The organism is Caproicibacterium lactatifermentans, assembly GCF_013315815.1.
Taxonomy (GTDB): domain Bacteria; phylum Bacillota; class Clostridia; order Oscillospirales; family Acutalibacteraceae; genus Caproicibacterium; species Caproicibacterium lactatifermentans.
In genome coordinates this window covers 768601-792652 of sequence record NZ_CP046051.1, presented here as the reverse complement: position 1 = coordinate 792652, position 24052 = coordinate 768601, and the positions used below count along the sequence as shown (strand labels likewise).

Genomic DNA, 24052 nt, shown 5'->3' with positions numbered 1-24052 from the left:
TGTCAAATCCCCTTTATTTTGAAGAAGGGCCATCGCCATAGCTTCCATAACAGCTTCCATAAGAGCCGTAGTAATAGGAGCTGTATGGTTTACTCTTCTCCCGGACATCATTGATAACAACGCCCAGCACCGTACCATTTACTTTCTTTATACTGTCAATTGTCTTTTGCAGTGAGTCATATGTCGTTTGATTTTGTCTTGCAATTAAAACAGTGCCGCTGACATATGGTTCCAGTACCAATGCATCCGACAGCATATTGATTGGCGGTGTATCAATAAAAACGTAATCATAACCACCAGAAATGCTGTCAAGGAAATCCTGCATATTTTTTGAGCTCAGCAATTCCACCGGATTAGGTGGTATTGGGCCAGCCGAAATAACATCCAAAGATGTGTCTTTATAGTGGTGAAGTATTTTATCTGCATCGGCGGTTTTGCTTAAAATGGTTGAAAGGCCATCCGTATTGGCGAATTCAAAGATACGGTGCTGAACAGGTTTTCGCATATCCGCGTCTATGAGGACGACATTTTTCCCTGTTTGTGCCATGGAAATGGCCAAATTGGCGCAGGTGATAGACTTGCCGGCGGCCGCTTCTGGGCTTGATACCAAGATAATATTATTTTTGGCAGATGCCAAAGTAAACAGTAAATTTGTCCGAATGATTTTATAAGCTTCTTCAGCATGGAAATTTGTATGACTGCTTAGCCTATTGGACACCTCATTCTCAAAAGTATGCTTTTTATTTCTTAGCTTCATCAGTTTTACCTCCTGCACGAGTTTGATTTTCTAGATGAGGTATTTCGCCAAGTACAGGGATATTTAGCCGCTTTTTCACATCTTCTTCACCCTTAATCGTTGTATCCAACACTTCTGCCAGCAAGGATACAATAATCATAATCATCAAACCAATCAGAGCGCCTATCGCTGACTGCTTTGCAACATTTGGCGATGACGGTGACGATGCCGGCGTTGCCTTGCCGATTACTTCCACAGACCCAGCCTTTACAACCCGTTTCAGTACATCTGGGGCGACATCTGCGATTGTATTGCAGATTTCAGCGGATAACTCCGGATTGGTTGTTTCAGCCGAGATAGATAAAACCTCTGTCTTATTGGCGGATTCCATGTGGACCGCTTTCTTCATCTGCCCCACCGATACCGGCTTGCTCAGCTTGTCGGCAATGCTTTGCATGACTCGGTCGTCTTCCAAAATGACAATATAGGTATTAACTAACTGCTGTGAAGCATTCAAGTCATCTTGATTAACGGTATCCTGCGATGTGGCTTTCTGCTGGCTGTTGTTAACATAGAGAGAAACTGAGGAGGTATATTTTTTGGGTATTAAAAAACTAGAGGTGACAAACATAAGTGCCAGTCCTATGATGAACCCAGAAAGTATCCATTTCCAGCGCTGCCGAAAAATGAACAGGATTCTGTGCAGATCGAGTTCTGTCGTTTCATTCATTGTATCATTTCTTCCTTTTATTGAAAATGTCAATACTTATAAAAGCACAATCACTGTGCAGACAGTTTCATGATTCATACTGCCCGCACAGTGATTGTGTAATGGAATGTAATTATTTACAGCCAACTGCAAACAATTTATAATTCATATTGTCAATTTGGCAATAGACACCAACCATGCCGCTGTACTTCTTTGTAACCTTAACACGGCAGAAATATCTACCATTTTTATCCGGATATAGTCCTTTGACTATGCTTGTCTGCAGGACATTTCCATTGGCTGTGGTGAAAGTGTAGTTCTTATATGCGTTTTTCGGCTTTACATAAAATACATATGTCTTGCCAGGTTCCACATGAACATCACAGGTCGTATCAGAGAAGAGTGGACGTGCAATAATCTGCAGCTTAAAGACACACTTGCCATTGATATAAACGCCAGTTTTATCGCCGATATTGCCGTGCGCATATACGCTATAATGGCCGCTGGTGCCGTTCCACTTCGTCTTAGTTCCTGTATAAATCGTATTACCGTTGCCGGTTGTGTAGTTGAACTGGTCCATCTTTTCTGTGGACGAAAAGTCGACGTAATAGGTGCCCGAAATTGGAATCTGCAAAGTGTCATTTTCCGTTACCGTACGGGTTGTGCCGTCGTTCAGGGTGACCTTTGTTGTGAGCACCGGTGTAGTAGTCGTTCCACCGCCACCGCCGGGATGAGAGGACGTTTTATAAGCATTTTTAAGTGCTTCCGCTATCTTTGCATTGACATCATAATACTTCTTGTAGGTGTCAGAGTTGTCAAGTGCCTTTTTGACGCAGGTTTCTACAACTTCATCGCTGAAAATCTGGTTAAGTTTTGTATCAGAAGCGGTTGATTTTTCTATTGCACCTAAATAATCTTTGAGATTCTCGCTGTCGTTGTCTGAAACACCACTCAGTGCTTCCCCGAGTGTACAGTTTGGCAGCATAGCAGACTTAAAATAGCGGTTTATCATGCCCGCGAAAGCCGTTGTTTTCTTAACTTCCTGCGCATAACCATACCATGCAGAGTTTGCTGTTGTACCTTCATTCTCATGTCCAGACTCCGTCATGTAAGCACGAAGGCCTTTATTGTTATATGTTGTAGTATTCAAAATACCGGCAATGTCCGAAGTGCGTGCAGAATCATTTGGGAAGTCCGGTGCTATCTTGATAGCATTTGCAATACATTGGTTGAGACCGTCACCACTCACAGATGTTTCTGCACCATTGGGATGCTTTAACTGAATGCCTTCATCAATGATGCCAGTTGAAGATACGGTTGTCCCGTTATTAGATACTTTAAACGGGCGGTTATATGCTACCAATTCAATAGCTGTTTCGCCCTGTGTAGCATAGATAGAACTATCATTCTTCATCGTCTTCAGTTCACTATTAAAGAAATTGGTGAAAGATGTTTGTAAACGATTGTCAACAGTATTGGAATCTGCTGCAAAGGCACCACCTGTCATACCGCCGAAGCAGCTAAACGTCATGGCCGCAGACAGTACAGCTGCTGCAATGCGCCCGCCTGTGCTGGTTTTCTTCATGTTTTTTCCTCCTATGTTCAATTGTTTTTCGCTTAGAGCGTTTATCCTCTCGATACTGCTTACTCATCTCCTTTGTTTTTTAGGACAAAAGTAATCGTCTGCAAAATAAGCTTTGCATCCACTCGAAAGTTTTGATTTTGTATGTATTTGATATCCAGCCCAACCCATTCATTAAATGTAGATACTTTACCTTTATGTGTCTGCCAATAGCAGGTAAGCCCTGGCTTTGCAGCTAGCCGCTGATATTGATAAGGTGTATACTGCTCTACTTCCGCCGGCAGAGGTGGGCGTGGACCTACAATACTCATATCACCTTTCAAAATATTCAGCAGCTGCGGCAATTCATCTATGCAAGTGCGGCGAATCACCCGTCCCACCCTCGTAATACGAGGGTCATCACTTATTTTAAAAGCCGGGCCTTCCCGCTCATTTTGTGCAGCTAGTTTACCCAGATACCGATCCGCATCTACGCACATACTTCGGAACTTATACATTCGAAATGTTTTGCCGTTTTTTCCTACACGATTATGAATATAAAAGGCTGGTCCCGGGCTGTCAGCCTTAATCAGAATGGCAACAATTAAAAACAATGGGGAAAGTAAAATAAGGGCAAGCAAACTTAGTACAATGTCCATCACTCTTTTAACTGCAAAATACAGCCGTCGTTGTTTTACTCGGCTTTTAGAAGCAAAACATATCTTTCGTTCTTTTTTTGCATTGTCCTTTGCAAAGTCAGGGTTAAATAGCGCCTCTTCGGATTTCATCTTTCTCTTCCCTTCCATTTTTCTCTGTCTTAGCCATTCCTATTGTGATGATATACACCCAATTAACAAATAGAGAACCGGTCGTTCGACGATTTATATAAACACTTTTTATTATAATCTGCTTATATCCGTCCAAACTAAGTTCGATATATAATAAAAAATAGTCATTTCACAGGAGGGTAGAAGATGAAATTCATTGTTGGAATGATTCTTGGATTTTGGGCTGGCATTACAACCATGTGTTTATTCCAAATAAAGCGAAAAAAATAAGTTGAAAATTATTTAAATATATTTGAATGTCGCGACTTATTTCATGTTTTTTCTTTATTTATTCAGTTTATTTCTGGGGGCATTTCTTCCCTGTTTTATCTCTATTTCCATGTAACAGTCATATTGTACTACATTTCCCCATCTGTTGTCAATAATTACAACTGTGTTTATTCCAAATAAAGCGAAAAAAATAAGTTGAAAATTATTTAAATATATTTGAATGTCGCGACTTATTTCATGTTTTTTCTTTATTTATTCAGTTTATTTCTGGGGGCATTTCTTCCCTGTTTTATCTCTATTTCCATACAGTAACAGTCATATTGTACTACATTTCCCCATCTGTTGTCAATAATTACAACTGTATAGATCAGTCATTTTCCAAGTATCTGCCGGATTTTATCCTGCACAAATAAGTGCCCACTGAACAATAGGTAAAGAAAGCGCCTGTTTTCTATGGGTCCTTGTTCTATCGTAAAACATCATTGAAAGGGGACAAGCCTTATACACTTTTTTCCTTTAGTATAAAATAAACGATCTTTGATTCCCCCATTTTTTACCACCTGTTTTTTATTATATAGTCTGCTTTTTTACAATGTTCAACCGTTTTTATGAATATTTATAGATTAGGCCATTTTTTTGTTACCGTATGATTTTCAGTGATTGCGAAAAATGTTTTTCCGCACGTCAACTGAATTTGATCTGTTGTAAAACATCATTTTATAGAAGATAAGCCTTATACGCCTTTGTAATGGCAAGCAATTTTGTGTCCGCACCCCCTAGCATATAATAAAAAAGTTCGCAATTTTGAAATGGCAAAAAGGGTATAGAAAAGTCATTGGGATTCCGGTAAAATGAATGGTGTCTAAGACATTCAAAGAATGAGAATCCCAATGACTCAAAAATAGGGTACATTTTATTTTGACATTATTTTGACATAATAAAAAGCTGAAAGCCATGAATTACTGGACTTTCAGCTTTAACTATGCCGCAAATTGCAAGTGCAAGTTGGACACCCGCACAGTAAAAATTAGTTAATCAGAACCACGGACGAGATAGAAGCCTTGGCTTCCGTCGAGGGCGTGGTTGCCACAGCCGTCAGGTTGCGAAAACAGAATCAAGGAACACTTCAAACAGTTCCTCCGGGGTACGGTAGCCGAGTTTTTTGCGTGGCAGCCCGTTCAGATCGTCAGCGGCGGACAGGATGTACTTTTGAGAGGAGTCCTCAACAGATGCGCCCTTGGGAATGAAGGCTCGGAACAGACCATTTGTTAGGCAGTATGATATACTGAAAACAAATGGGGTGTTTTTATGCCAAAAGGTAAAGCAAAGAAACGATACACAGGAGAATTCAAACAGCAGGTTGTAGAAGCTATGCAAACAGAGAAACTCAGTTACAGTGAAGCAGCGCGGCAGTTTCACGTGTCTGACCATAAAAGCGTTGCTCAATGGGAACGAATTTATCTGGAAGAAGGACCAGAAGGGCTATATGTGGAACGCCGTGGTCGAGCCAACTCTAATGATAAATCACTTATAGCAGATGCTAAGGATTATGCTTCAAAAAATGTAGCCGGGATATTAGCTTCTTCTCAAGTAATTCCGACATAATAAATTCAAAAACCATCTTCATAATCAGAGGAGTCCGACATAATGTCGGACTCCTTTTTGTGTACAAAAGCGGTATATAAAAGAAAGAGCTTTCCCAAAAGGGAAGGATGTAAATTCTTACCAAATTATCATGCCATATAATGGTATAATAAAAGAAGTAAAAAATAATTTACACTCACAGGTGCGGAATGTTTGGAAGACATCCCGCAACCTTGCGCCATAAAGGTTTACGAGAACCATTATGACTTGTGAAATGCAGTTTATGCTTCATTATAGCATTTACTTCATACATTAAGCGGTTCACACCTTTCGCACAAGGTTGTGAGCCGCTTCATTTTTTACTTTTCAATCCGAACCTTGAAAGCTTATGATGATGTCTGCCCCCAACGATAACAAGGCCAAGCAGGAAACTGCTTGGCCTTGTTATCGTGGAACATTTTGGTGGAGGAGAATGGATTCGAACCATTGAAGCCGAAGCAGCAGATTTACAGTCTGTCCCCTTTGTCCACTCGGGAACTCCTCCATATCGCAGCCAACCAGCAGCTGCCTTGTCCGTCAGATTGGAGCTGGCAAAAGGACTCGAACCTTCGACCGGCTGATTACAAATCAGCTGCTCTACCAACTGAGCTACGCCAGCGTATCTCTGACTGACAAGTATATATTATAAAGGATACTCTTCAATTTGTCAAGCATTTTTTGTAATTTTTTGCTTTTAATTTAGAAAAAACGTCTGTGCTGTTTTTTAGAGCATAGCGCAGTCCAAAGAGTCATTTCCCATTGTGCGCAGGTCAAACGGTGTTGTCTGATACACAAAGTAGTTAAGCCAGTTGGTATACAGCAGCTGGCCGGTCGCACGCCAATTATTAACAGGCGCACGGGAAGGGTCATCACCGGGATAATAGTGCTTCGGCATGGCAATAGGCTCGCCTTTTTCTAAGTCACGCCGGTACTCCTGCCCCAGCGTTTCCGTATCATATTCCGAATGACCCATGACGAAATACTGGCGGCCGTCCTGGTCACTAACAATATGCACACCTGCTTCCGGTGAAACGGACATAATGCGCAGCTGCGGCACCTTTTCAATATCCTTCGCATGGACCTCTGTCTGGCGGGAATGCGGTGCCCAATAAACGTCGTCAAAGCCCCGAAACAAACGGGATTTTTTCTTCAGTGCATAATGTGGAAAAACGCCGAACAGCTTTTTGGGCAGAACATACTTGGGAATTCCATAATGGTAATATAGTCCGGCCTGTGCCGCCCAGCAGATATGGAAAGTGGAATGGACATTGGTCTTAGTCCACTCAAAAATGCGGCATAACTCCGGCCAGTAATCCACATCTTCATATTTCATCAGTTCCACCGGTGCACCGGTGATGATGCAGCCGTCATAAACACGGTCTTTAATGTCGTCAAACGTCTCATAAAAACGCAGGAGATGGTCCTCCGGCGTATTTTTAGACTTATGTGTGACGGTCTGCACCAAATCAACCTCTATTTGCAGGGGCGTACTGGCAAGGCAGCGCAAAATTTGCGTTTCCGTCGTAATTTTTGTTGGCATCAGGTTCACCAGCGCAATGCGCAGCGGACGAATATCCTGATGTAAAGCCCGTCGTTCCGTCATGACAAAGATATGTTCGTTTTCCAGTACGGAGCGAGCCGGCAGTGAATTTGGTATTTTAATGGGCAAGAAAGGCGCCTCCCGATAAATACAAAATGGGTTGCGGCCGTTTGTCAGCGCAGCTGCAAAAGCTTGTTCTTCAGGTCACTTTCCAGTTTGCCAAGTTGCTGTTCTGCCTGTGCGCGCTTTTCGCGGCCTTGCTGTTGAATCTGCATGACTTCATCCAGTGTAGAAATCAGCGTTTCATTGGTATGCTGCAGCGTCTCCATATCAACGACACCGCGCTCAGATTCTTTCTGCGTTTCAACCGTAGCTATCTTCAGGGTATCTGCATTCTTACGCAGCAGTTCATTGGTCATATCCGTTACTTCCCGCTGTGCTTTGGCAGCCTGGGTGGAATGTTCCACGCCCAGTGCCAAAACCATCTGACTTTTCCACAGAGGAATTGTATTCACCAGTGTAGACTGTATCTTTTCGCTCATCAGCAGGTCATTGTTCTGCACCAAGCGAAGCTGCGGTGCCATTTGAATGGCGACCATGCGTGTCAGCTCCAAATCGTGCAGCTTCTTTTCAAAGCGTGTACACATGTTGGAAAGGTCATTGGCAGACTGGGCATCCTCCGGCAGACCGGACACCTGTGCCTTTGCCTGCATTTGGGGAAGGTCCTGTGTACGCACCTGCTCCAGCTTTTTCTTGCCTGCAATCAGGTACATGGACAGTTCCTTAAAGTAAGTCTTATTGACCTCATACATTTTATCCAGTACAGAAATGTCCTTTAGCAGCTTCACCTGATGCTCTTCCAGTGCGTCGCAGATTTGGTCCACATTGGTTTCCGCTTTGGCATAGCGTGCTTTCAGGGCAGTAATCTTATTGCTGCTGCGTTTAAAGCGGGCAAACAGACCTTTATCCTTATCGTCCGTTTCAAAGCTTTTCAGTTCCGTTACCACGCCGGAAAGCATCTTGCCGACCTCGCCCAAATCCTTAGTGCGCACATTTTCCAGCGCACTTTCGGAAAAATTGGCCATTTTTTTCTGCGCACCGGAACCGTACTGCAGCACTTGGTTGCTGTTGGTCAGATCTATTTTGGTTGCAAAGTCGTCCACCATTTTCTGCTCTTCTGGACTCAGCTGCGGCTTTGGTACCTGCTGGGCCGCCATGTTTACCTGCGGTGCTGTCTGCAGGTCGGGTGCAGCCGGTGACGGCGTTGGGTCCAGTATCAGTTCTGGAGTAGGTATTTTATTTTGTTCCATATCCATATTGTGACCTCCTTGTTCCTATCACATCGTTCACGACGTGTTCGGCCGGACTCTTATTTTTCTTCCGTAGACTCCATTTTCGGCTGCTTTGGGGTAAAGTCGCTGCCGGTCAGTCCCTCCTGTTTCAGCATGGTTTCCAATGTGGAAATATCCGCTGAAACATCCAGTACATCATTTGCAAAAAGGCTGTCCAACAGATTTGCAAAAGCAGTATTGATGGTATCCAGCGAGCGTTCAATTTCCTGTTTTGCCTTCGTGATATTCTCACCCTGCACCGGCTGTGTATCAAATTCTTGATAAGATTTCACCAGTTTTAAGGTCGTGGGCAGATAGTAGCGCATGAACCGGCGAATTTCCGGCAGCTTCTCCGGGTGCTGTTCCACACACTGAAAGATACGGCCGGTGACCTGTTCCAGTTTGTCCAGCTTGGCGGATACTTCTTTTCCTGGAATCGCATCATTCGCAGCCTGAATTTCCTGCAAATATCGATTTCCCTCCTGCCGAACTTCCTCCAGTTGTGCCTGCTGCGGGTTCTCTTTTTTCTTTTCCTCTTTTTCTTTTGCAGCCTCTTCACGGGCGTTGTAGTTTTTCTCCGCGTCCAGATATGCCTGATATGTTTCATCATCAATCATAAAGCAGGTTTGGTCCTTATCCAGATGTCCCTGCGGATAAACGCCGTCCATAATCATTTTCTTTAAATCTTTCACGGCGCGTTCATGTGTTTCGCCGGCAGAGTCCGCCAGCTGGTCCACCATACCAAACGCGGCACCGTCCAGTGCATCCCGATAGCGCCGGAAACGGCGGACCTGACGGCGCTTGCGGATACCGTGCCCCACAGCAAAAAAAGCCGCCGCTGTCATAGAAAACGTAACCGCCCCGGCAACCATGAACTCCGAAAAAGCCACCATGCCCGTAGCCGCGGCCGCCACCATGGCGATATCCGCAATCAAAAGCGGCACACCCATGACCAGACCAGCTATCGCCCATGTCATGCCGGATATTGCACCCGGAATTCGGCTGTTGTGCAGATTGGGCGAAGAATAAGAGGGCCGAATAGGCTGTTGCGGTGGTCTCTGCCCATTTGGCGGACAGTTGTCCGGTGTCCCCTTCGGCGGTGTCGGCGGCGCATACGGGTGCGGCGGACGATGTCCGGCGCTGCCAGGCCCGCCGAAAACTTCATTGATGTCATCGGCAAAACCCTTTACATTATCTTCTACGGTACGTCCGATATTTTCAAAATCAGCCGCACGCATGGCTTCCCGTACTGCGTGGCTGATTTCCTGTCCTATTTTAGAATAATCCTTCTTCCCCATGATACCCTCCGGAAGGCCCTGCTTGTGCGGCATATGCCGCAATGCATAATTTCTTTTATTATAGCGCATAGGCAGAAAAATGACAACTTCACGGGCACACAGTTTTTTGAATCTTTTCTGGAAAGGGTTCACATTTTCTTCACGTAAACTTGACCGAATCTTCGGCTGTGATTAAAATTCTGTACATAAAATTTCAATATACTAGAATTGTTCCAAGAGAACAGGAATAAAAGATTCCAACTGATATACACTGTGCAGACCTTCGGAATGGACGGAATACCGAACCGACAGGTGCACAGACAAACTACAAGCTCCCCAGCGTGGGACTTTTCATAACTTTTTTCCTCTCCCCGCCGTGCCTTTCCGCACGGCAAAGATTACAAGCTCCCCAGTGGGGGACTTTTCATACACTTTTTCATAATTTTCTTCCTTTTTTTAAACTCCTATACCAACAAAGCAGTTGCTGATTGTAAAAAACCGGCAGCTGCTTTTTGTATATCAATTTCATAAAATGCGTGCATTTTCGTCAGATTTATTGTATAATCAATCTATCTCCAGAGTTGGACCATGAAAGGGGTTTTCTTGATGTCACATCATGTTATTTCCATCAGCAGACAATTTGGCAGCGGCGGCCATGAAATCAGCGAAAAGCTTGCCAAAAAACTTGGCCTGCCTTTCTATGACAAAGAGCTCATCACCCGCGCCGCCCAAGAAAGCGGGCTGAGTGTGGACACGCTGAAAGCTTCCGATGAACGCTACGACAGTGCTGTTCCGGAAGATGAGCGTAAAACCTACTTTGGCCTTTCCAACAGTGACACACTGTTCGTTGCACAGGCAAAAATCATTCACCGCATTGCGCACCAGGAAGACTGCATTATCATTGGCCGCTGTTCCGACGTGATTCTGCTGGACGATGATGTCAGTCTGCTGCGGGTATTTATTCATGCTCCGCTGCAGGACCGTATTCAGCGCATTCGCCGCCTGCACAATCTTTCCGCACAGGACGCCCAGCTGATGATTCGCAAAAGCGATCAGGAACGCCGCAGATACTACAGCTGCTACACCGAAAAGGCATGGGGAAACCAGGAAAACTACGATATTTCCTTAAACAGCTCCTACTGGGGAATTGACCGCTGCGTAGATTTGCTGGCACACACGGCATCCCTGCTGTAAAGCATACATTTAATTAAAAAGCATCCGGGCCCTGCGGCAAAAGTGCTGCAGGGCCCGGCCTTTTTTAGTCAAAAGCAATCAATGCAGCCCCCAGTGCGCCGCACAGCTGGTGTTCCGGCAGCACAAGCAGCGGTGCGCCCAGCTTTTCCTCCAGCGCTTTCACTACGCCCCGGTTGGAGGCAACGCCGCCGGTCATCATAAAGCGCGGCTGTGGGTCCACCCGCGCAGCTAGAGCGGCCGCCTTCACCGCCACGGACACGTTTAGCCCATGCACAATGTCGGCGGTCTGTTTGTTCTGCGCAACAAGGGAAACAACCTCGCTCTCTGCAAAAACCGTGCACATACTGCTAATGACAATATTCTCTTTCCAGTGCAGGCCGCAGACGCTCATTTCGTCCATAGAAAGCTCCAGCGCGTGCGCCATCATCTCCAGAAAACGGCCAGTACCTGCGGCACACTTGTCGTTCATCACAAAGCTGCGCACATTTCCGTCTTCATCCAGCCGAATCGCCTTGCTGTCCTGTCCGCCAATATCAATAATTGTACGCACAGATGGGTTCAAAAAATGGGCACCCCGCGCGTGGCAGGTGATTTCCGTCACATCATGCCCGCCCGCACCAATATAGGCACGGCCATAACCGGTCGTGACCACATCCGCCAGCTGTTCGCGAGAAATGCCCGCCCGCAGCAGTGCCTGCTGCAGCGCTGCATCGGCACTGCGGGCCGCGTGTGCACCGGTCGGCACAATAGAGCTGCCTATCATTTTGCGGTGTTCGTCCAGAATAACCACGTTCGTACTGGTAGAACCGCTGTCAATTCCGGCAGCATAGTATCCAGTGGATGTTTTGGCAGTCATCGTCCGCTTTTTCGGCACGACAGCGTGCAGGCTTTCGGCAAACGCCTGCACTCGGGTGCGCAGCTGCTCTTCCGCGCCGTCGGTGCCGTCGGTTGACAGTTTCAAAAGCGGCAGGTGCGTTTGTTTCTGCAAATCAGCGTATTCAAAACCGTAATAATCACAAAACTGAATGGTATGGTACAGAATTCCCTTTACATACGGGTCCTCCAGCAGCTGCCGCCGCGGTGCCGCGTTGGTCATGCGCATACAGGGAATCTGCTGGAGCAATGCACCAGCATACCACAAAAGAAATTGGTCCAAAGTCTGCCCCGCAGGTGGAACCTGCAGGCCGCGGTTTCCCACACAGGTGCGGTCCTCCACCGGCAGCGGCAGCTCCTGCCGAAGCATTTGCAGCAGTGCCGGATTGGATCGCGCTCCCAATAGGGTAAGATGGTCCGTCTGACCGGTCGGTTCCGCCGGAGCAAAGGCTGCCAGACACTTTTGCAGGTCAAACGGCACGCCAAACCATACACTGCAGGCGTCAATCAAGCGGTGCAGCTCGGCCGCATAGCGCTGACGGGCGCAGGGGCCGTCAGCCCGCGGCAAGTCCAACATAAAGACAAAGCTGTCCGGAGCAGCGGCTGAAAGCACGTCCCCTACCCGCCGGAGAGAATCACAGCAGGAAGTAAGCACCAGATTTTTGATACCGTGCTCCCGGCAGGCCTGCAGCAGGGCCCGCGCAAAACTGCACAGGTTGCGGTGGCTGAGACGGTCAGCCTCGGAAAACGCGTGGACGGTCGGGTTCAGCCGTTTCGGTGCTTCCCCAAAGCCCGCAAAAAGTTCAATCGGTGTATATTTACAGGTGTACGCAATCATGCTTTTTCCTCCAGCATCTCCAAAAATGCCTGCATACGAGTGGTCATCTGCCCAGGCGGGCAGTTGGAACGGTCACAGGCATCACCGTCCAGCACCAACGTGGGAAATCCCGCCTTCTCCAGTTCTGCCCGCCCCATTTGGCTGGCACCGCTGGTTTGGCGGCAGCCCCAGTGGCAAAACCAGACAATGCCGTCCGGCTGCAACCGCTTTGCCTGCTGCAAAACAGCGTCAATGCGCCGCTGTGCTGGTCCATTTAAGTGATTTTGTACCAGCCGCCGCGCCATCGTCTGCCATGGGTCATCTGTTTCCGGCAGTTCCGGTACATCAAAGCAAAGGTCCGCCGCAAGGATTTGACAGGATGGGTTAAAGTCCAGCAAGTCTATCATGGCATTGTCCAAATTTGGCAAAGTGTGTACCCACAATAGACGCAGTTCCTTTCCGCGGGACGGCGCTGCTTTTGCTTCCTTCAAAATACCCTGCGCAAACTGCAGCGCCGCCGGTGTTCCCAGCAGCACGTGCAGCGCAAAGACCGCGTACATTTCCGAAGTCATCTCATCCGGCATGGATTTTCGGGCGCGTTCTTCCAGATACTGCTGATAAGTATCCAATGTCTGCCGACCGCGGGCAACACTGGCGCACAGTTTTGCTTCGTCCAGCGGGCGGTGCAGCAGTCGGCTGATACTGCGGGCACAATCCTTCAGCTGTTCCGCTACATAAGTGACGGCCGCCTCATCCTGTGTCTGGGGTATGTCCAAAACCAAATGCGGCACGCCGTAAAACTCAGCCAATCTGCGAAACGTAAGCGTGTTGGCATCGCAGGCAAGCGTTGTGTTAAAAATGAAGCGCGGCTTCGGCAGAATGCCGGTCTGTGCGGTGCCCAGCAAAATTTTATGGTAGGAACAGAATGTTTCCGGAATGCCGGAAGCTTCCGCCGCTTCAATAAAACCGCGTTCCGCGCCCGCACCGGAAATATAGCAGGCCAGTGCCTCCGGAAACATGGGTGCCAGCCCAAACATCTGCAGCAGCTCACACGGCGTGAACAGGCTGACCATTGCGCTCTGCTGCGGGTGGTCAAAAGGCTGTAAAATGGCGTTGTTGCACACATCGGCCAGCGCAAGACGCGCCGGTGTGGTCTTTTTGAAAAGGTGCTTCCCCGCCCAGCCATTCAGCCGATAGGCGGTTGTCAGCAGATTCCGCGCTGTTTTGGGGTGGTCCGGCAGCTGATTGTCCACCATACGGCCGAATTTTTCGACAGCCTGATTCATATATTTCCTGTATCCTTTCTGTTATTCCGATGATTTCCACATAAAAATGCAGTATATGCTTCCAGCAGAAGCTGCATATTCTGCACACTGGCCGCTACATTGCCGGGTATCTCCAGCGAATGGTTTGCACCAGGGAACAGGTACATCTGTACGCTCGCTGTATGCTGCATTTTTTGCTGTATTTCCGTGGTTACCCATGAATCCGCCGTACCGGAAGCGGCAAAACAGGGATGTGCCTGCATATAGGGCAGTGTTGCTTCCAACGGCGTCAGGAAAAATTGATGAACCTTTTTCCCGGTCAGCCGGCGTTCCAGTCCGCCGGCCACCACTGTGCCGAAACTTTTGCTGAAAAAGAAAAGTTCCCGGTATGGCTGACGGCGGAAAACAGCCCGCAGCGCTTCACCCGCCGCATGAAGTGCCTGTGAAAGGCAGTGCTGAATTTCCTGTGTCATATTCCGGCAGTTCCGGTCCAGCACAACCTGATAAGTCAGCGGCAAAACGTCACAGCCGGCCTGCTCCGCTGCCCGACGGGCGTAGTAAAGCAGCGGCTGGTCACAGCTGTATCCAGTGCCTGGAAAAAAGACAGCAAGCTGCTTTTCCATACGTTCCGGCTGCTGCCGCGGCAGCAAAACGGACTGTCGGCTTTCAAAACGCCATACCGTTCCAAAGGCAGAACCAAATGCCTTCTTTTCCTCCGGCTTCTCCATACGGCATACCCCTCTCTGCAATATTTGCTGCCGTTATTATAGCACAAATCTTCCGAAAGAAAAAACAAAGGAACGCTTTCCCCTGTTTTCCACAAAAGATGCTGCGGTTTTTAGCCGCCGCAGGGCTTGCAGGAGGCCGCCATTTATGGCATAGTATATATGTACAGGTTTCCCGCAAAATTTCAGTGCTTTAGAGGACAAGAAGGAAAAGAGGAAATGCTTATATGAGCAGAAAAGACGTACCGCTTTGCTTTCATGAAGATGGAACATTCCGCATTATGCAGATTGCCGATATACAGGAAAGTCCTATGGTATGTGAGGATACATTGGAATTTTTGGACACTGCGCTGGACCGGGAAAATCCGGATCTCATTGTCCTGACCGGCGACCAGCTGAAAGGCTACAGTGTCTATTTTCATATGCCGGGCAGCGAAGGAAAAGCCGCTGCCACCCTGCATAAAGTGATGGAACCCATTATAAAGCACCACATTCCGTTTTTGGTTACATTCGGCAATCACGACACGGAAGCCGGCCTTTCCAAGCAGCAGCAAATGTACTATTATTTACAGTATCCGGAATGTATCAATCCAATAGAAAACCCGGAGGACTGCGGCACCAGCTGCGTAACCATCTCCGGACAAAATGGCAGGCCTGCCTTTGCCGTATACTTGATTGACAGCAACGCGAACCGTTTTGCCCCCGTGCTGCCAAAGCAGCTGGACTGGTACCGGGAAAAACGAGACCGCCTTGCCTTAAAAAACGGGGGAAACTGCCTTCCCTCTTTGGTGTTTCAGCATATTCCAGTACCGGAATTTTATGAATTTCTGCAGGAAGTACCAAAAGGCACGCCGCATGCCATTCAGGCATTCGGCAGCCGCCGCGGCCACCGCTATATTCTGGACCAGAGCAAAGTGTACAGCGGTGAACTGGGAGAACCGCCCTGTGTGCCGGAATTTAACTCTGGAGAACTGAACGCCCTGACAGAAAAGGGAGATGTTTTGGGACTGTTCGTGGGACATGACCACCGCAATTCCTTCTGGGGTGCTCTGCACGGCATAGATGCCGGCTATACCCCCTGCTGTGGCTTTAACACATACGGTCCGGGGGCCAACCATGCCGTGCGTATGTTTACACTGCACGAAGCAAACCCACGCCATTATGAAACAAAGCTGGTATCCTACCTTGACCTATTCGGCCATGGTCCTTCCCACCCGGCGCGGGACCTATTTCTGGACAAGACACCGGCTACCCCCGAGCAAATGCTTTCTATCCTCATTAAAACAGCGGCTGTTACCGGTGTCGCCGCCTGTATTCTCCGCCGAAAGCATCGCAACTAAATAAACACATAACAAAGAAAGAGCAGACTGCTGCTGCGCATTGTGGCAGCAGTCTGCCCTTTTTATTGCTGTTATTTTCCTTGTTCGTCCGGTCCGGTTTTGTTGGTATCATTAGCTTCTTGCTCCGCTTTACCCTCCGCTTTTCGCTTTCGGCAAACAGCGCGCACCACCAAGACGACTGCCGTGGCGGCGCAGGCAATGAGCAATGTCACCAAAACACCCGTCTGAAAGCCGCTGAAGCCGTCAGAGTGCCGGGCCTGCAGCCCGCCTGTCTGCTGAGCACCGGGCTTCTGCGAAATGCCGGAAGGCGCATATGCCTCCGTATCAGACGCCGCAGAAGAGGATGAACGTTTTGTTTTCTTGGAAACTTTGGACGAAGAGGCGGACGTCTTCTTTTTATGCGTTGTTTGTTTGGAAGCAGAAGAAGTCCGCTTTTCCTTTTTGGAAGATACAGCTGATGGTGCCCGCTCCGTTTTTCTTTTCTTTGTCTGTGCTCCCACCGTTCCGGCCGAAGAAGCATCATGTGACCGGTGCACCAAAATGGTGTAAACGGTTTTAGTATGGCTGCCCGCCGTTTGCGCAGTCACCTGTATAACAGTGTCGGAACCGGCCGCTTTCAGGGAATGCCGGTCAGCGCTGACCGCTGTGCCGGCCGACTGCTGGGTACGCAGCCACAGGTCCGTACAGCTCTGCGGCACCGTTACCTGATAAAAGGTGATGTCCGGTTGAAAAGTCGGCCGCAGCTGCCCTAATGTATGGTCTTCCAGCTCCAGCGCTGACAAATGCGGCTGCTGTATAACGGAAGCAGAAGAAGGCAGACTGGAACTGGCAGACGATATGTTTGATGACACGGCGGACGACGCCGAACTTTCCGCACTTGTCACAGAAACAGATGTTTCCGTCTGTGCGCATGGCGGCAGGGACTTGCCCGCAAAGTCACAGATTTCGTCCGTGGACAGCCGAAATGAATAGCGGCCGGCAGATGTACCCTGCCGCACCCGAAATGTATAGGTGATTACATTTCCGGCAAGCTGGGGCGCTGCACTCTGCTGTGTATTGCAGGTATAGACCGTTACCAGAGGATTGGACTGCCATACATAAATATCTGCTCCGTAGGTCTGCGGTGCACCTTCCTTGGAACAGTACTCAAACGCATCAGAATCATACTGCAGAAGTGCCCGAAAAGCACCCGGTGCCGTGCGTCCGGGAGAAGCAGATAACTGTACCTGCACTTTATCGCCTGAACGGCACCATGCAGAACTGGTCTGTAGCTGGAAAGACGGGCCGTCCCCACTGCGCAGATTGGCATAAACCGAAATACAGCATACCACTGCTGCGGCTGTCGCAGCCAATAGAACCCATTTCCATCGTCCATGCTTTTTCCGTTTCATAGAGCATTGCTCCCCCAAAAAGGACGCAGACACATCCTGTTGTCTGCGGCCTTTTATTTTATCATTTTCATGTGGCAGCGGGAATACGCGCAGTTTCACGCTGCAGACGATCACGCAAAGCTACTAAACGAAAACGATTATAGCGCTGAATGACCGCACACGGACCGTTCCCCATAAAAATCAAAATTGAAAAAGTAATTCCCACTATCGATTGATTCATCAGCAAAACGACAAACACACACCCAAGGTTCCATGTATGTGTCCACTCACCCCGGCAGGTCTCCACAATAAAGGTGCCTAAATATTCCGGAGAAAGATTGGTCAGGTGCCGTTTGGAAAAGCCACCCTGGCTGATAAACTGTGGAACACGGTCCTTCCAGTCGTTAATATGCAGGTGGTCCCGATACCAGCGGCCTCCCTTTTCCCACTTCCATGGTTGGAACTGTGCGGAGGTCGGCTGAAAATAGGAATTTGGCAAATGTGTAGACATTAACAAAGTAGTCCCGTGCCAAACTGCTATTACCAGCACATTGGTCACCAGCATAGTTAAATAATTCATTGACTGAAGCATCTGTTTCTCCCTCCTTCCGCTATAATCCACTATTAAAAGACATGGTCCTCTTAATAAATAATATTATAATACGCCTTTTTCTCCTTGTAAATGGGAACCCCTAAATTTTCAGGTATCGAAAATCTGCCATATCGTTCAGAAAAAGGTTTCTATACCCTTTTATATTATGAAGAAGAAGCGAAAGTGGCAGGCTGTTTTGAAAAAATTTTTAAAGATTCGCCTAAAACAGCGAATTTGCACATCCGTTTTTCAGGAATAGCAGAGAAGTGTTTTTCTCACTTCTTCGGCAGCGGCGGCAGGCAGCTCTGCAAAACCGTGGCATACCACATATTAGCAGGCTGTCCTGCCTGTGGCAGCAGCCAAACAGAGGAGGATTTTTATGAAAAATGGCATTGATGTCAGTTCTCACAATGGCACCGTTGACTGGGCAAAGGCAAAGGCTGCTGGCATTCAGTTTGCCATGCTGCGTGCGGGCTACGGCAGTGACCGCACAGACCAGGACGACACCCAATTTGCACGCAATGTCGTCGAATGTGACCGGCTGGGTATCCCGTGGGGTGCATACCTGTACAGCTATGCACTGACGTTCAGCAGTGCGGAAAGCGAGCTGGCACACCTATTGCGGTTGCTGCATGACAAGAAACCGCTGTACCCCGTTATTCTCGATATGGAAGACGCAGACGGTTACCGGAAACGGCACGGCATGCCCAGCCGCCGCATGCTGACGGATATTACAAAAAACGTATGCAGCGGCCTCCGGCAGAAGAACTATCTGCCGGGTTATTATGTCAATGAGGACTGGTACGAAACAAGGATTTACCCAAATGAATTGGAAAATTACGTTTTCTGGTATGCACGACCAGGTGTCAATAAGCCGGACAAGCCCTGCGGCATTTGGCAAAACAATTTTCCGGAAACCGGCGGCAGCTGCCCCGGCGCCAACATCGGCACATGCGGCTGCGATACGGACGTGGCCTACATAGATTATCCGCAGCTAGTACGTCGTAAGGGTCTAAATGGCTGGACAAAAAGCGCTGATACCGCGGCTGCTCTGACCCAGACCACCGGCAACTCTTTGGTGCGGCAAGCGCAGGCATGGTACAATGCCCGCGGTGCTGGCCTAACGGTGGACGGCGTTTACGGTCCGGCAACCCGTAGAGCACTGATTATGAGTGTTCAGCGCGGCTGTAATCAAGCCTATGGCGCGGGACTTACCGTGGATGGCATTTGGGGACCAAAAACAGCGGCAGCTGTCCATACCCTGCGGCACGGCAACAACAACGAAAGCGTCTTGTCCCTGCAGGCCGCCCTACTGGCACACGGACGGAACTGCCAAGATATTGACGGCATTTTTGGAGAACACACAGAGTTCGCCATCCGCAGCTTTCAGCGCAGCGCGGGCCTATCTGCTGATGGGCTAGCTGGCAAAAACACCTTCGCAGCACTGTGCAGGTGATAGGAAATGCTTCCAACGGATGTAATTGTCGCACTGATTGCCTTTGCTGGAACCGCTGTGGGCAGCTGTGCAGGCATTCAAAAAGCAAATCAAATGGTAAATTTCCGCTTAAAAAAACTGGAAAACGAAGTGGAACAGCATAATCTTTTGGTCGAGCGGGTTGCAAAAGTGGAAGATTCCACAAAATCTGCCCATCACCGTATTGATGAAGTCCATGAAGAACTGGAGATGATAAAAAATGAAACTTAACTGGAAAGTCCGTATCCGCAACAAAGCGTTTTGGATTACTATCATTCCCGCTCTGCTGCTTTTGGTGCAGACAGCATCCGCTCTGTTTGGCGTACATCTGGATTTGGGAACACTGGACACACAGCTGCTGGCAGTTATTGACGCTTTGTTTGCAGTGCTGGCCGTTTTGGGTGTCGTCAATGACCCGACAACCGGCGGCTTGTGCGACAGCTGCTCCAAAACCGAAACAGACGAAGCACATCTTTCCAAATGAGCCAGAATGCCCTGCGGCGGTTCTTTATAGACTGCTGCGGGGCATTTTTTAACTATTTTTAGAAATTTCCCTGCAATAATAAAATTAAAATAAAATAAAAATTTACAAGGTAGTCAAAATGCAAAAATCCTCGAAACGCAGTAATGGCGCGGGTCCCTGACTGGGCCCGCGCCATACTGTAAGAGAGAGGAGAAATCTTTTATGAAAACAAACTGAAAGTTCCCCGGACACCCCGCAGCCGGCATACTGCGGGTCGGCTTTGTGCCCTTCGAACAAGATTCAGTATACCGGCAGGTTGTGACTGATACTTGAATGAGTTGTGAATGGTTTGTAACACTTTTTTGCATAAATTAAAAACAGCCTGTCAGCTTGCATCCCACGATAAAGTCTTTTATACTAAATGAGTTGATTTTTAGACTGGAGGCAAAGAAAATGGAGAAAAAAGCAGTGGCTGCCGTAGCAGCCATTCGGGAAAAAACGGACCTGATTCCAAAGGTCGGCATTGTGCTCGGTTCCGGACTGGGCGGCCTCGCCGACCAGATAGAGCAGCCATGCGTCCTGCCATACCGGGACCTGCCGGGATTTGTGCCTTCCACCGCGCCGGGCCATGCTGGTCAGCTTTTGCTGGGGCATATTGGTACCGTCCCCGTTGTATGTATGCAGGGCCGCCTGCACTACTACGAGGGTTACCGCATGGAAGACATCATCTTTCCAGTACGTGTGATGAAAGCGCTGGGGGTACAGGTGCTGATTCTGACCAACGCCGCTGGCGGGGTGAATCTGTCGTACCGTCCCGGTGACCTCATGCTCTTGACGGACCACATCAACCTTCTGGGGACGAACCCGCTGATTGGACCGAATGACGAGGAAACCGGCCCACGCTTTCCGGATCTGAGCCATGTGTACACGCCGGCCCTGCGAAAGCTGGCATTGCAGGCCGCCGATGAATGCGGCATTTCCCTTCAACAGGGTGTTTATTTGGCGGCAACAGGCCCAAGCTACGAAACGCCCGCTGAAATTCGTATGTTCCGTACGCTGGGTGCAGATGCCGTTGGAATGTCCACAGTACCGGAAGCGATTGCCGCCGCCCACTGCGGGCTGCAGGTACTCGGTTTCTCCCTGATTACCAACATGGGCGCCGGCATACTGGACCAGCCGCTGAGCAGTGAGGAGGTTATCCGCACCGCCGACGCACGCGGTCATGACCTACAGCGTCTTATCAGTGCCATTCTGCCAAAACTCTGACTGCATTAAAAAAGGGCACCGTCGTTCAGCTTTCCTGAACAGCGGTGCCCTTTGAATATCTGTAAAGATTACTTTTTGACGTGCTGAATGAAGTTCCACGAATCGCGGCACATATCATCCAGCGTATACTTTGCTTCCCAGTCAAGCTCCCGCTTTGCCTTGGAAGCGTCCGCGTAGCAGGTAGCAATATCGCCGGCACGGCGCGGTGCAATCTGATAGTTTACTTTTTTGCCGGAAGCTCTTTCAAAGGCATGGACAACTTCCAGCACGCTGCTGCCATGGCCGGTGCCAAGATTGTAAATTTCACAGCCAGAAACAGAGTCCAGCTTCTTCAGCGCACAGATATGGCCGCGGGCCAAATCGCACACATGAATATAATCACGCACGCCGGTCCCATCCGGTGTGTCATAGTCGTCACCATACACAGACAGGCACGGAAGGACACCCGCCGCCACCTGTGCGATATACGGCATCAGATTGTTTGGAATTCCGTTTGGATTTTCACCAATCAGACCGGAGGGATGCGCACCGATTGGGTTAAAATAGCGCAGCAGCGCTACTTTCATTTCTTTGTCTGCCACACAGATGTCCTGCAAAATCTGCTCGGTCATCACTTTTGTGGTCCCATAAGGATTGGTCGTGCCGCCAATCGGCATATCTTCCTTGAAAGGTACCGTGTTCTTACTGCCGTACACAGTAGCGGAGGAACTAAAAACCAGCTTCTTTACGCTGTACTTGTGCATCAGCTGCAGCAGGTTCAGCGTGCCTGTCAAGTTATTGGTGTAATACTCCAGCGGCTTCTGCACGCTCTCCCCCACTGCCTTTAAAGCGGCGAAATGGATAACGGCATCAATTTTATTTTCTGTAAATACTTTTTCAAAAGCATCTTTATCCAGCATATCGCACTGATAAAACGGAAACTGCTTCCCGGTAATCGTACTGATTGCTTTGACCGCATCCATGCTGGAATTTGCGAAGTTATCCATCACAACAATCGAAAAGCCGTTTTCCAGCAGCTCTACACAAGTATGACTGCCGATGAATCCAGCACCGCCGGTGACTAAAATTGTCTGCATGGTGGTTCCATCCTTTCTGCCGGAAAAACCGGCCGCACCGCAAGGGGTGCCCTTTTTTCTGTACATCATACACCGCAAAATGCAGCTGGTCAAGCATTCACCGGTCCTGCCAGGGGGTGATTGGTCAGATATTTCCGATAGGCATTACGCAGCTCTTCACTGTTTTTTCCGGGCAGTAATCTTTCGGCCTCTGCGGGCGATTCTGCCGGTTGCCCGCTTTATCTTATTACTGTACCTGTTTACAGCATTTGTGTTCCGCCTGCCGGCCTCACACGCAGCACACGGCAGGAGCCTTCTCCCAGCCATGCATCCATCGCTGTCACAAAACTTTCAATATACTTCTGCGGCACAAATGCCTGTACTGTGCCGGCAAAGCCGCCGCCGTGCACCCGCCAAGCAAGGGCGTCCTTTTCCGGAAGGTGCGAAGCAAAGTGGTCAATCAGCCCCAGTGTGACGGACACTGCCTGCTTGTCCCAGCTGGAAGCGCTGTAGATGTTTTGCAGGTACATGAAAGAGGAATTACCGGATTCCCGAATCAGGCGCTTAAACTTCTCAAAATAGCCGCGCCGCAGAGCCGACGCTTCCGCTTGCGCGCGACGGTCGTCCGCGTAAAAATGCATAGCACGCAGTACCGGTCGGTCCCCCACTGCTTCCCGCACCTGCGGGATATTTTGGTAAAACAGCGGTTCCGGTACTTCGCGCAAAACGTCCTTGTCAAAATAAGCGGCCACCTGATGCATTTCCGCAGGAATAGCGGCATAGTCCGGTGTCAAGTCCGCGTGGCTTGCGTGTGTGTCAATAATGCACAGCACATAGCCATAGGAATTGAGGTCGAAGACAACCTGTTTGGCCTTTGGCTTTTTGATGTCGCCGAAGTCCATGCTGACAAAGCCGCCGATACTGCTGGCTGCCTGGTCCATCAAGCCGCTCGGCTTTCCAAAATAAACATTCTCCGCGTACTGTCCTGCCTGCGCAATCTGCATCATGCTCTCTTTGCCGTCACAGAACAGGGCATTGAGGATCGTGCCAATCAGGACCTCAAAAGCGGCACTGCTGGAAAGGCCGCTGCCGCTTTTGACCTGTGAAGTTGTATAAGCGTCGAATCCGTTGATGGGATAGCCCATCCGCACAAAGCGTGCCGCCACACCGCGAATCAGTGCACGGCTGGTGTCCTTTTCCTCTTCCCTTACCGCAAGGTCTGTTAAATCGATGACATCTTCCGGATATCCCTGCGACTTTACACGGATAAGGCTGCTGCTGCTGCGGGCCGCTACAGCAATCGTGTCTAAATTGACCGCGGCTGCCAGCACATGGCCGTGCTGGTGGTCCGTGTGGTTGCCGCCGATTTCTGTACGGCCCGGCGCACTGAAAATGGAAATATCCCGGTCCGTACCGTACAACGACGCAAAACAATCCATTGCGTCTGCGTACCGCTGTGCAATGGTCTCACAGTCCTCATCGCCGCAGCCATATACCTGCTTGATTTTCTCATGCAGTCCGCCCAGCATAAATTCTTTTTTCGCTTCCTGCAGTTCCATCATTTTACTCCTCCTGCCGTGAAATCTCTGCAGCCGTACCGAAATACTGCCGTATTTTTCACTGTCTCGTCTTTTTTATCTTAGTCTGCTTTTGGTACAGATGTAAGAATGGAATGTTCCATTTTTATGGACAAATGTTGTACAAATTTTCCCCATTTTCAGTTGTACTACATATCGGTTCGCCTGCTGTGCCGCCTTTTTCGGCCGCTCAAAAACAATTTTCG

The 24052-nt window shown here is 48.9% G+C and carries 22 protein-coding genes and 2 tRNA genes; 8 read left to right on the top strand and 16 right to left on the bottom strand.

All coding sequences use genetic code 11. From position 1 onward, the window contains the following. Positions 1-13: 13 nt before the first annotated feature. The 4 genes from GJQ69_RS03855 to GJQ69_RS03840 all read right to left on the bottom strand — a co-directional run bounded on the left by GJQ69_RS03855 (position 14) and on the right by GJQ69_RS03840 (position 3794). Positions 14-757 carry a CpsD/CapB family tyrosine-protein kinase gene (locus GJQ69_RS03855; protein ID WP_174192992.1) on the bottom strand — a complete coding sequence of 248 codons (744 nt, stop codon included), beginning with the start codon at positions 755-757 and terminating at the stop codon, positions 14-16. Further along, positions 741-1466 carry a YveK family protein gene (locus tag GJQ69_RS03850; RefSeq protein ID WP_174192990.1) on the bottom strand — a complete coding sequence of 242 codons (726 nt, stop codon included), beginning with the start codon at positions 1464-1466 and terminating at the stop codon, positions 741-743. Before GJQ69_RS03850 ends, GJQ69_RS03855 begins: the two co-directional genes overlap by 17 nt. 112 nt (positions 1467-1578) lie before the next feature. Next, positions 1579-3030, bottom strand: coding sequence for a hypothetical protein (locus GJQ69_RS03845; protein WP_174192988.1), 1452 nt, complete (start codon positions 3028-3030; stop codon positions 1579-1581). 59 nt (positions 3031-3089) lie between these two features. Next, complete coding sequence (locus GJQ69_RS03840) at positions 3090-3794, bottom strand: sugar transferase (protein WP_174192986.1); 705 nt, start codon at positions 3792-3794, stop codon at positions 3090-3092. Between the two features lie 1578 nt (positions 3795-5372). On the opposite strand from GJQ69_RS03840, the gene GJQ69_RS03830 reads away from it, so the two are divergent. Next, positions 5373-5669, top strand: coding sequence for a helix-turn-helix domain-containing protein (locus GJQ69_RS03830; RefSeq protein ID WP_174192984.1), 297 nt, complete (start codon positions 5373-5375; stop codon positions 5667-5669). Positions 5670-6108: 439 nt separating this feature from the next. Here the strand turns inward: GJQ69_RS03830 and GJQ69_RS03825 are convergent. The 5 genes from GJQ69_RS03825 to GJQ69_RS03805 form a co-directional block, all read right to left on the bottom strand. Then, positions 6109-6192 (bottom strand) — tRNA-Tyr (locus GJQ69_RS03825). Positions 6193-6230: 38 nt separating this feature from the next. Further along, positions 6231-6306 (bottom strand) — tRNA-Thr (locus tag GJQ69_RS03820). A 105-nt stretch (positions 6307-6411) separates the two neighbouring features. Further along, entirely contained in the window at positions 6412-7356 is a 945-nt protein-coding gene (gene metA, locus GJQ69_RS03815; RefSeq protein WP_174192982.1) for a homoserine O-acetyltransferase MetA, read from the bottom strand. A gap of 44 nt (positions 7357-7400) precedes the next feature. Then, on the bottom strand, positions 7401-8537 hold the full coding sequence (locus tag GJQ69_RS03810) for a toxic anion resistance protein (RefSeq protein ID WP_404352886.1): 1137 nt from the start codon (positions 8535-8537) through the stop codon (positions 7401-7403). 59 nt (positions 8538-8596) lie between these two features. After that, positions 8597-9856 (bottom strand): 5-bromo-4-chloroindolyl phosphate hydrolysis family protein, encoded by a 1260-nt coding sequence (locus GJQ69_RS03805; protein WP_157658948.1) that lies wholly within the window; start codon positions 9854-9856, stop codon positions 8597-8599. Positions 9857-10441: 585 nt separating this feature from the next. On the opposite strand from GJQ69_RS03805, the gene GJQ69_RS03800 reads away from it, so the two are divergent. After that, positions 10442-11029 carry a cytidylate kinase-like family protein gene (locus GJQ69_RS03800; protein WP_174192980.1) on the top strand — a complete coding sequence of 196 codons (588 nt, stop codon included), beginning with the start codon at positions 10442-10444 and terminating at the stop codon, positions 11027-11029. 64 nt (positions 11030-11093) lie between these two features. Here the strand turns inward: GJQ69_RS03800 and GJQ69_RS03795 are convergent, their stop codons facing one another. Genes GJQ69_RS03795 through GJQ69_RS03785 form a run of 3 tightly spaced genes read right to left on the bottom strand, consistent with a single transcriptional unit; the run spans position 11094 to position 14712 of the window. Beyond that, entirely contained in the window at positions 11094-12740 is a 1647-nt protein-coding gene (locus GJQ69_RS03795) for an acyl-CoA dehydratase activase (RefSeq protein WP_086035976.1), read from the bottom strand. Then, positions 12737-14005, bottom strand: coding sequence for a 2-hydroxyacyl-CoA dehydratase subunit D (locus GJQ69_RS03790; RefSeq protein ID WP_174192978.1), 1269 nt, complete (start codon positions 14003-14005; stop codon positions 12737-12739). Before GJQ69_RS03790 ends, GJQ69_RS03795 begins: the two co-directional genes overlap by 4 nt. Further along, on the bottom strand, positions 14002-14712 hold the full coding sequence (locus GJQ69_RS03785; protein ID WP_086035978.1) for a hypothetical protein: 711 nt from the start codon (positions 14710-14712) through the stop codon (positions 14002-14004). Before GJQ69_RS03785 ends, GJQ69_RS03790 begins: the two co-directional genes overlap by 4 nt. Before the next feature lie 224 nt (positions 14713-14936). On the opposite strand from GJQ69_RS03785, the gene GJQ69_RS03780 reads away from it, so the two are divergent. Next, entirely contained in the window at positions 14937-16049 is a 1113-nt protein-coding gene (locus tag GJQ69_RS03780; RefSeq protein WP_086035979.1) for a metallophosphoesterase family protein, read from the top strand. A gap of 71 nt (positions 16050-16120) precedes the next feature. Here the strand turns inward: GJQ69_RS03780 and GJQ69_RS03775 are convergent, their stop codons facing one another. Continuing rightward, positions 16121-17440: a hypothetical protein gene (locus GJQ69_RS03775; RefSeq protein WP_086035980.1), complete on the bottom strand. Its 1320-nt coding sequence runs from the start codon at positions 17438-17440 to the stop codon at positions 16121-16123. 67 nt (positions 17441-17507) lie between these two features. Then, positions 17508-18011, bottom strand: a complete 504-nt coding sequence (locus tag GJQ69_RS03770) for a glycosyl-4,4'-diaponeurosporenoate acyltransferase CrtO family protein (protein WP_086035981.1) — start codon at positions 18009-18011, stop codon at positions 17508-17510. A 90-nt stretch (positions 18012-18101) separates the two neighbouring features. Here GJQ69_RS03770 and GJQ69_RS03765 point away from each other — a divergent pair, with 90 nt between their 5' ends. The 5 genes from GJQ69_RS03765 (at position 18102) to GJQ69_RS03745 (ending at position 21214) form a co-directional block, all read left to right on the top strand. Continuing rightward, on the top strand, positions 18102-18407 hold the full coding sequence (locus GJQ69_RS03765; RefSeq protein WP_157658950.1) for a hypothetical protein: 306 nt from the start codon (positions 18102-18104) through the stop codon (positions 18405-18407). Continuing rightward, positions 18391-19467, top strand: a complete 1077-nt coding sequence (locus GJQ69_RS03760) for a peptidoglycan-binding protein (RefSeq protein WP_174192976.1) — start codon at positions 18391-18393, stop codon at positions 19465-19467. Before GJQ69_RS03765 ends, GJQ69_RS03760 begins: the two co-directional genes overlap by 17 nt. 6 nt (positions 19468-19473) lie before the next feature. Further along, positions 19474-19716 carry a hypothetical protein gene (locus tag GJQ69_RS03755; protein ID WP_086035984.1) on the top strand — a complete coding sequence of 81 codons (243 nt, stop codon included), beginning with the start codon at positions 19474-19476 and terminating at the stop codon, positions 19714-19716. Next, positions 19706-19969, top strand: coding sequence for a phage holin (locus GJQ69_RS03750; RefSeq protein WP_086035985.1), 264 nt, complete (start codon positions 19706-19708; stop codon positions 19967-19969). The genes GJQ69_RS03755 and GJQ69_RS03750 overlap by 11 nt, the downstream gene beginning before the upstream one ends. A gap of 432 nt (positions 19970-20401) precedes the next feature. Continuing rightward, positions 20402-21214 carry a purine-nucleoside phosphorylase gene (locus tag GJQ69_RS03745; protein WP_086035991.1) on the top strand — a complete coding sequence of 271 codons (813 nt, stop codon included), beginning with the start codon at positions 20402-20404 and terminating at the stop codon, positions 21212-21214. Positions 21215-21282: 68 nt separating this feature from the next. On the opposite strand, the gene galE is transcribed toward GJQ69_RS03745, so the two are convergent. Further along, complete coding sequence (galE, locus tag GJQ69_RS03740) at positions 21283-22290, bottom strand: UDP-glucose 4-epimerase GalE (RefSeq protein ID WP_086035992.1); 1008 nt, start codon at positions 22288-22290, stop codon at positions 21283-21285. 239 nt (positions 22291-22529) lie between these two features. Continuing rightward, entirely contained in the window at positions 22530-23831 is a 1302-nt protein-coding gene (locus GJQ69_RS03735; RefSeq protein ID WP_236849732.1) for a galactokinase, read from the bottom strand. Positions 23832-24052 lie beyond the last annotated feature (221 nt).

Excerpts from the sequence above, each read along its gene's own strand:
- GJQ69_RS03855 (WP_174192992.1), bottom strand. The coding sequence starts at position 757 with ATGAAGCTAAGAAATAAAAAGCATACTTTTGAGAATGAGGTGTCCAAT.
- GJQ69_RS03850 (WP_174192990.1), bottom strand. The coding sequence starts at position 1,466 with ATGAATGAAACGACAGAACTCGATCTGCACAGAATCCTGTTCATTTTT.
- GJQ69_RS03845 (WP_174192988.1), bottom strand. The coding sequence starts at position 3,030 with ATGAAGAAAACCAGCACAGGCGGGCGCATTGCAGCAGCTGTACTGTCT.
- GJQ69_RS03840 (WP_174192986.1), bottom strand. The coding sequence starts at position 3,794 with ATGAAATCCGAAGAGGCGCTATTTAACCCTGACTTTGCAAAGGACAAT.
- GJQ69_RS03830 (WP_174192984.1), top strand. The coding sequence starts at position 5,373 with ATGCCAAAAGGTAAAGCAAAGAAACGATACACAGGAGAATTCAAACAG.
- GJQ69_RS03810 (WP_404352886.1), bottom strand. The coding sequence starts at position 8,537 with ATGGAACAAAATAAAATACCTACTCCAGAACTGATACTGGACCCAACG.
- GJQ69_RS03805 (WP_157658948.1), bottom strand. The coding sequence starts at position 9,856 with ATGGGGAAGAAGGATTATTCTAAAATAGGACAGGAAATCAGCCACGCA.
- GJQ69_RS03800 (WP_174192980.1), top strand. The coding sequence starts at position 10,442 with ATGTCACATCATGTTATTTCCATCAGCAGACAATTTGGCAGCGGCGGC.
- GJQ69_RS03795 (WP_086035976.1), bottom strand. The coding sequence starts at position 12,740 with ATGATTGCGTACACCTGTAAATATACACCGATTGAACTTTTTGCGGGC.
- GJQ69_RS03790 (WP_174192978.1), bottom strand. The coding sequence starts at position 14,005 with ATGAATCAGGCTGTCGAAAAATTCGGCCGTATGGTGGACAATCAGCTG.
- GJQ69_RS03785 (WP_086035978.1), bottom strand. The coding sequence starts at position 14,712 with ATGGAGAAGCCGGAGGAAAAGAAGGCATTTGGTTCTGCCTTTGGAACG.
- GJQ69_RS03780 (WP_086035979.1), top strand. The coding sequence starts at position 14,937 with ATGAGCAGAAAAGACGTACCGCTTTGCTTTCATGAAGATGGAACATTC.
- GJQ69_RS03775 (WP_086035980.1), bottom strand. The coding sequence starts at position 17,440 with ATGAAACGGAAAAAGCATGGACGATGGAAATGGGTTCTATTGGCTGCG.
- GJQ69_RS03770 (WP_086035981.1), bottom strand. The coding sequence starts at position 18,011 with ATGCTTCAGTCAATGAATTATTTAACTATGCTGGTGACCAATGTGCTG.
- GJQ69_RS03765 (WP_157658950.1), top strand. The coding sequence starts at position 18,102 with ATGGGAACCCCTAAATTTTCAGGTATCGAAAATCTGCCATATCGTTCA.
- GJQ69_RS03760 (WP_174192976.1), top strand. The coding sequence starts at position 18,391 with ATGAAAAATGGCATTGATGTCAGTTCTCACAATGGCACCGTTGACTGG.
- GJQ69_RS03755 (WP_086035984.1), top strand. The coding sequence starts at position 19,474 with ATGCTTCCAACGGATGTAATTGTCGCACTGATTGCCTTTGCTGGAACC.
- GJQ69_RS03750 (WP_086035985.1), top strand. The coding sequence starts at position 19,706 with ATGAAACTTAACTGGAAAGTCCGTATCCGCAACAAAGCGTTTTGGATT.
- GJQ69_RS03745 (WP_086035991.1), top strand. The coding sequence starts at position 20,402 with ATGGAGAAAAAAGCAGTGGCTGCCGTAGCAGCCATTCGGGAAAAAACG.
- galE (WP_086035992.1), bottom strand. The coding sequence starts at position 22,290 with ATGCAGACAATTTTAGTCACCGGCGGTGCTGGATTCATCGGCAGTCAT.
- GJQ69_RS03735 (WP_236849732.1), bottom strand. The coding sequence starts at position 23,831 with ATGATGGAACTGCAGGAAGCGAAAAAAGAATTTATGCTGGGCGGACTG.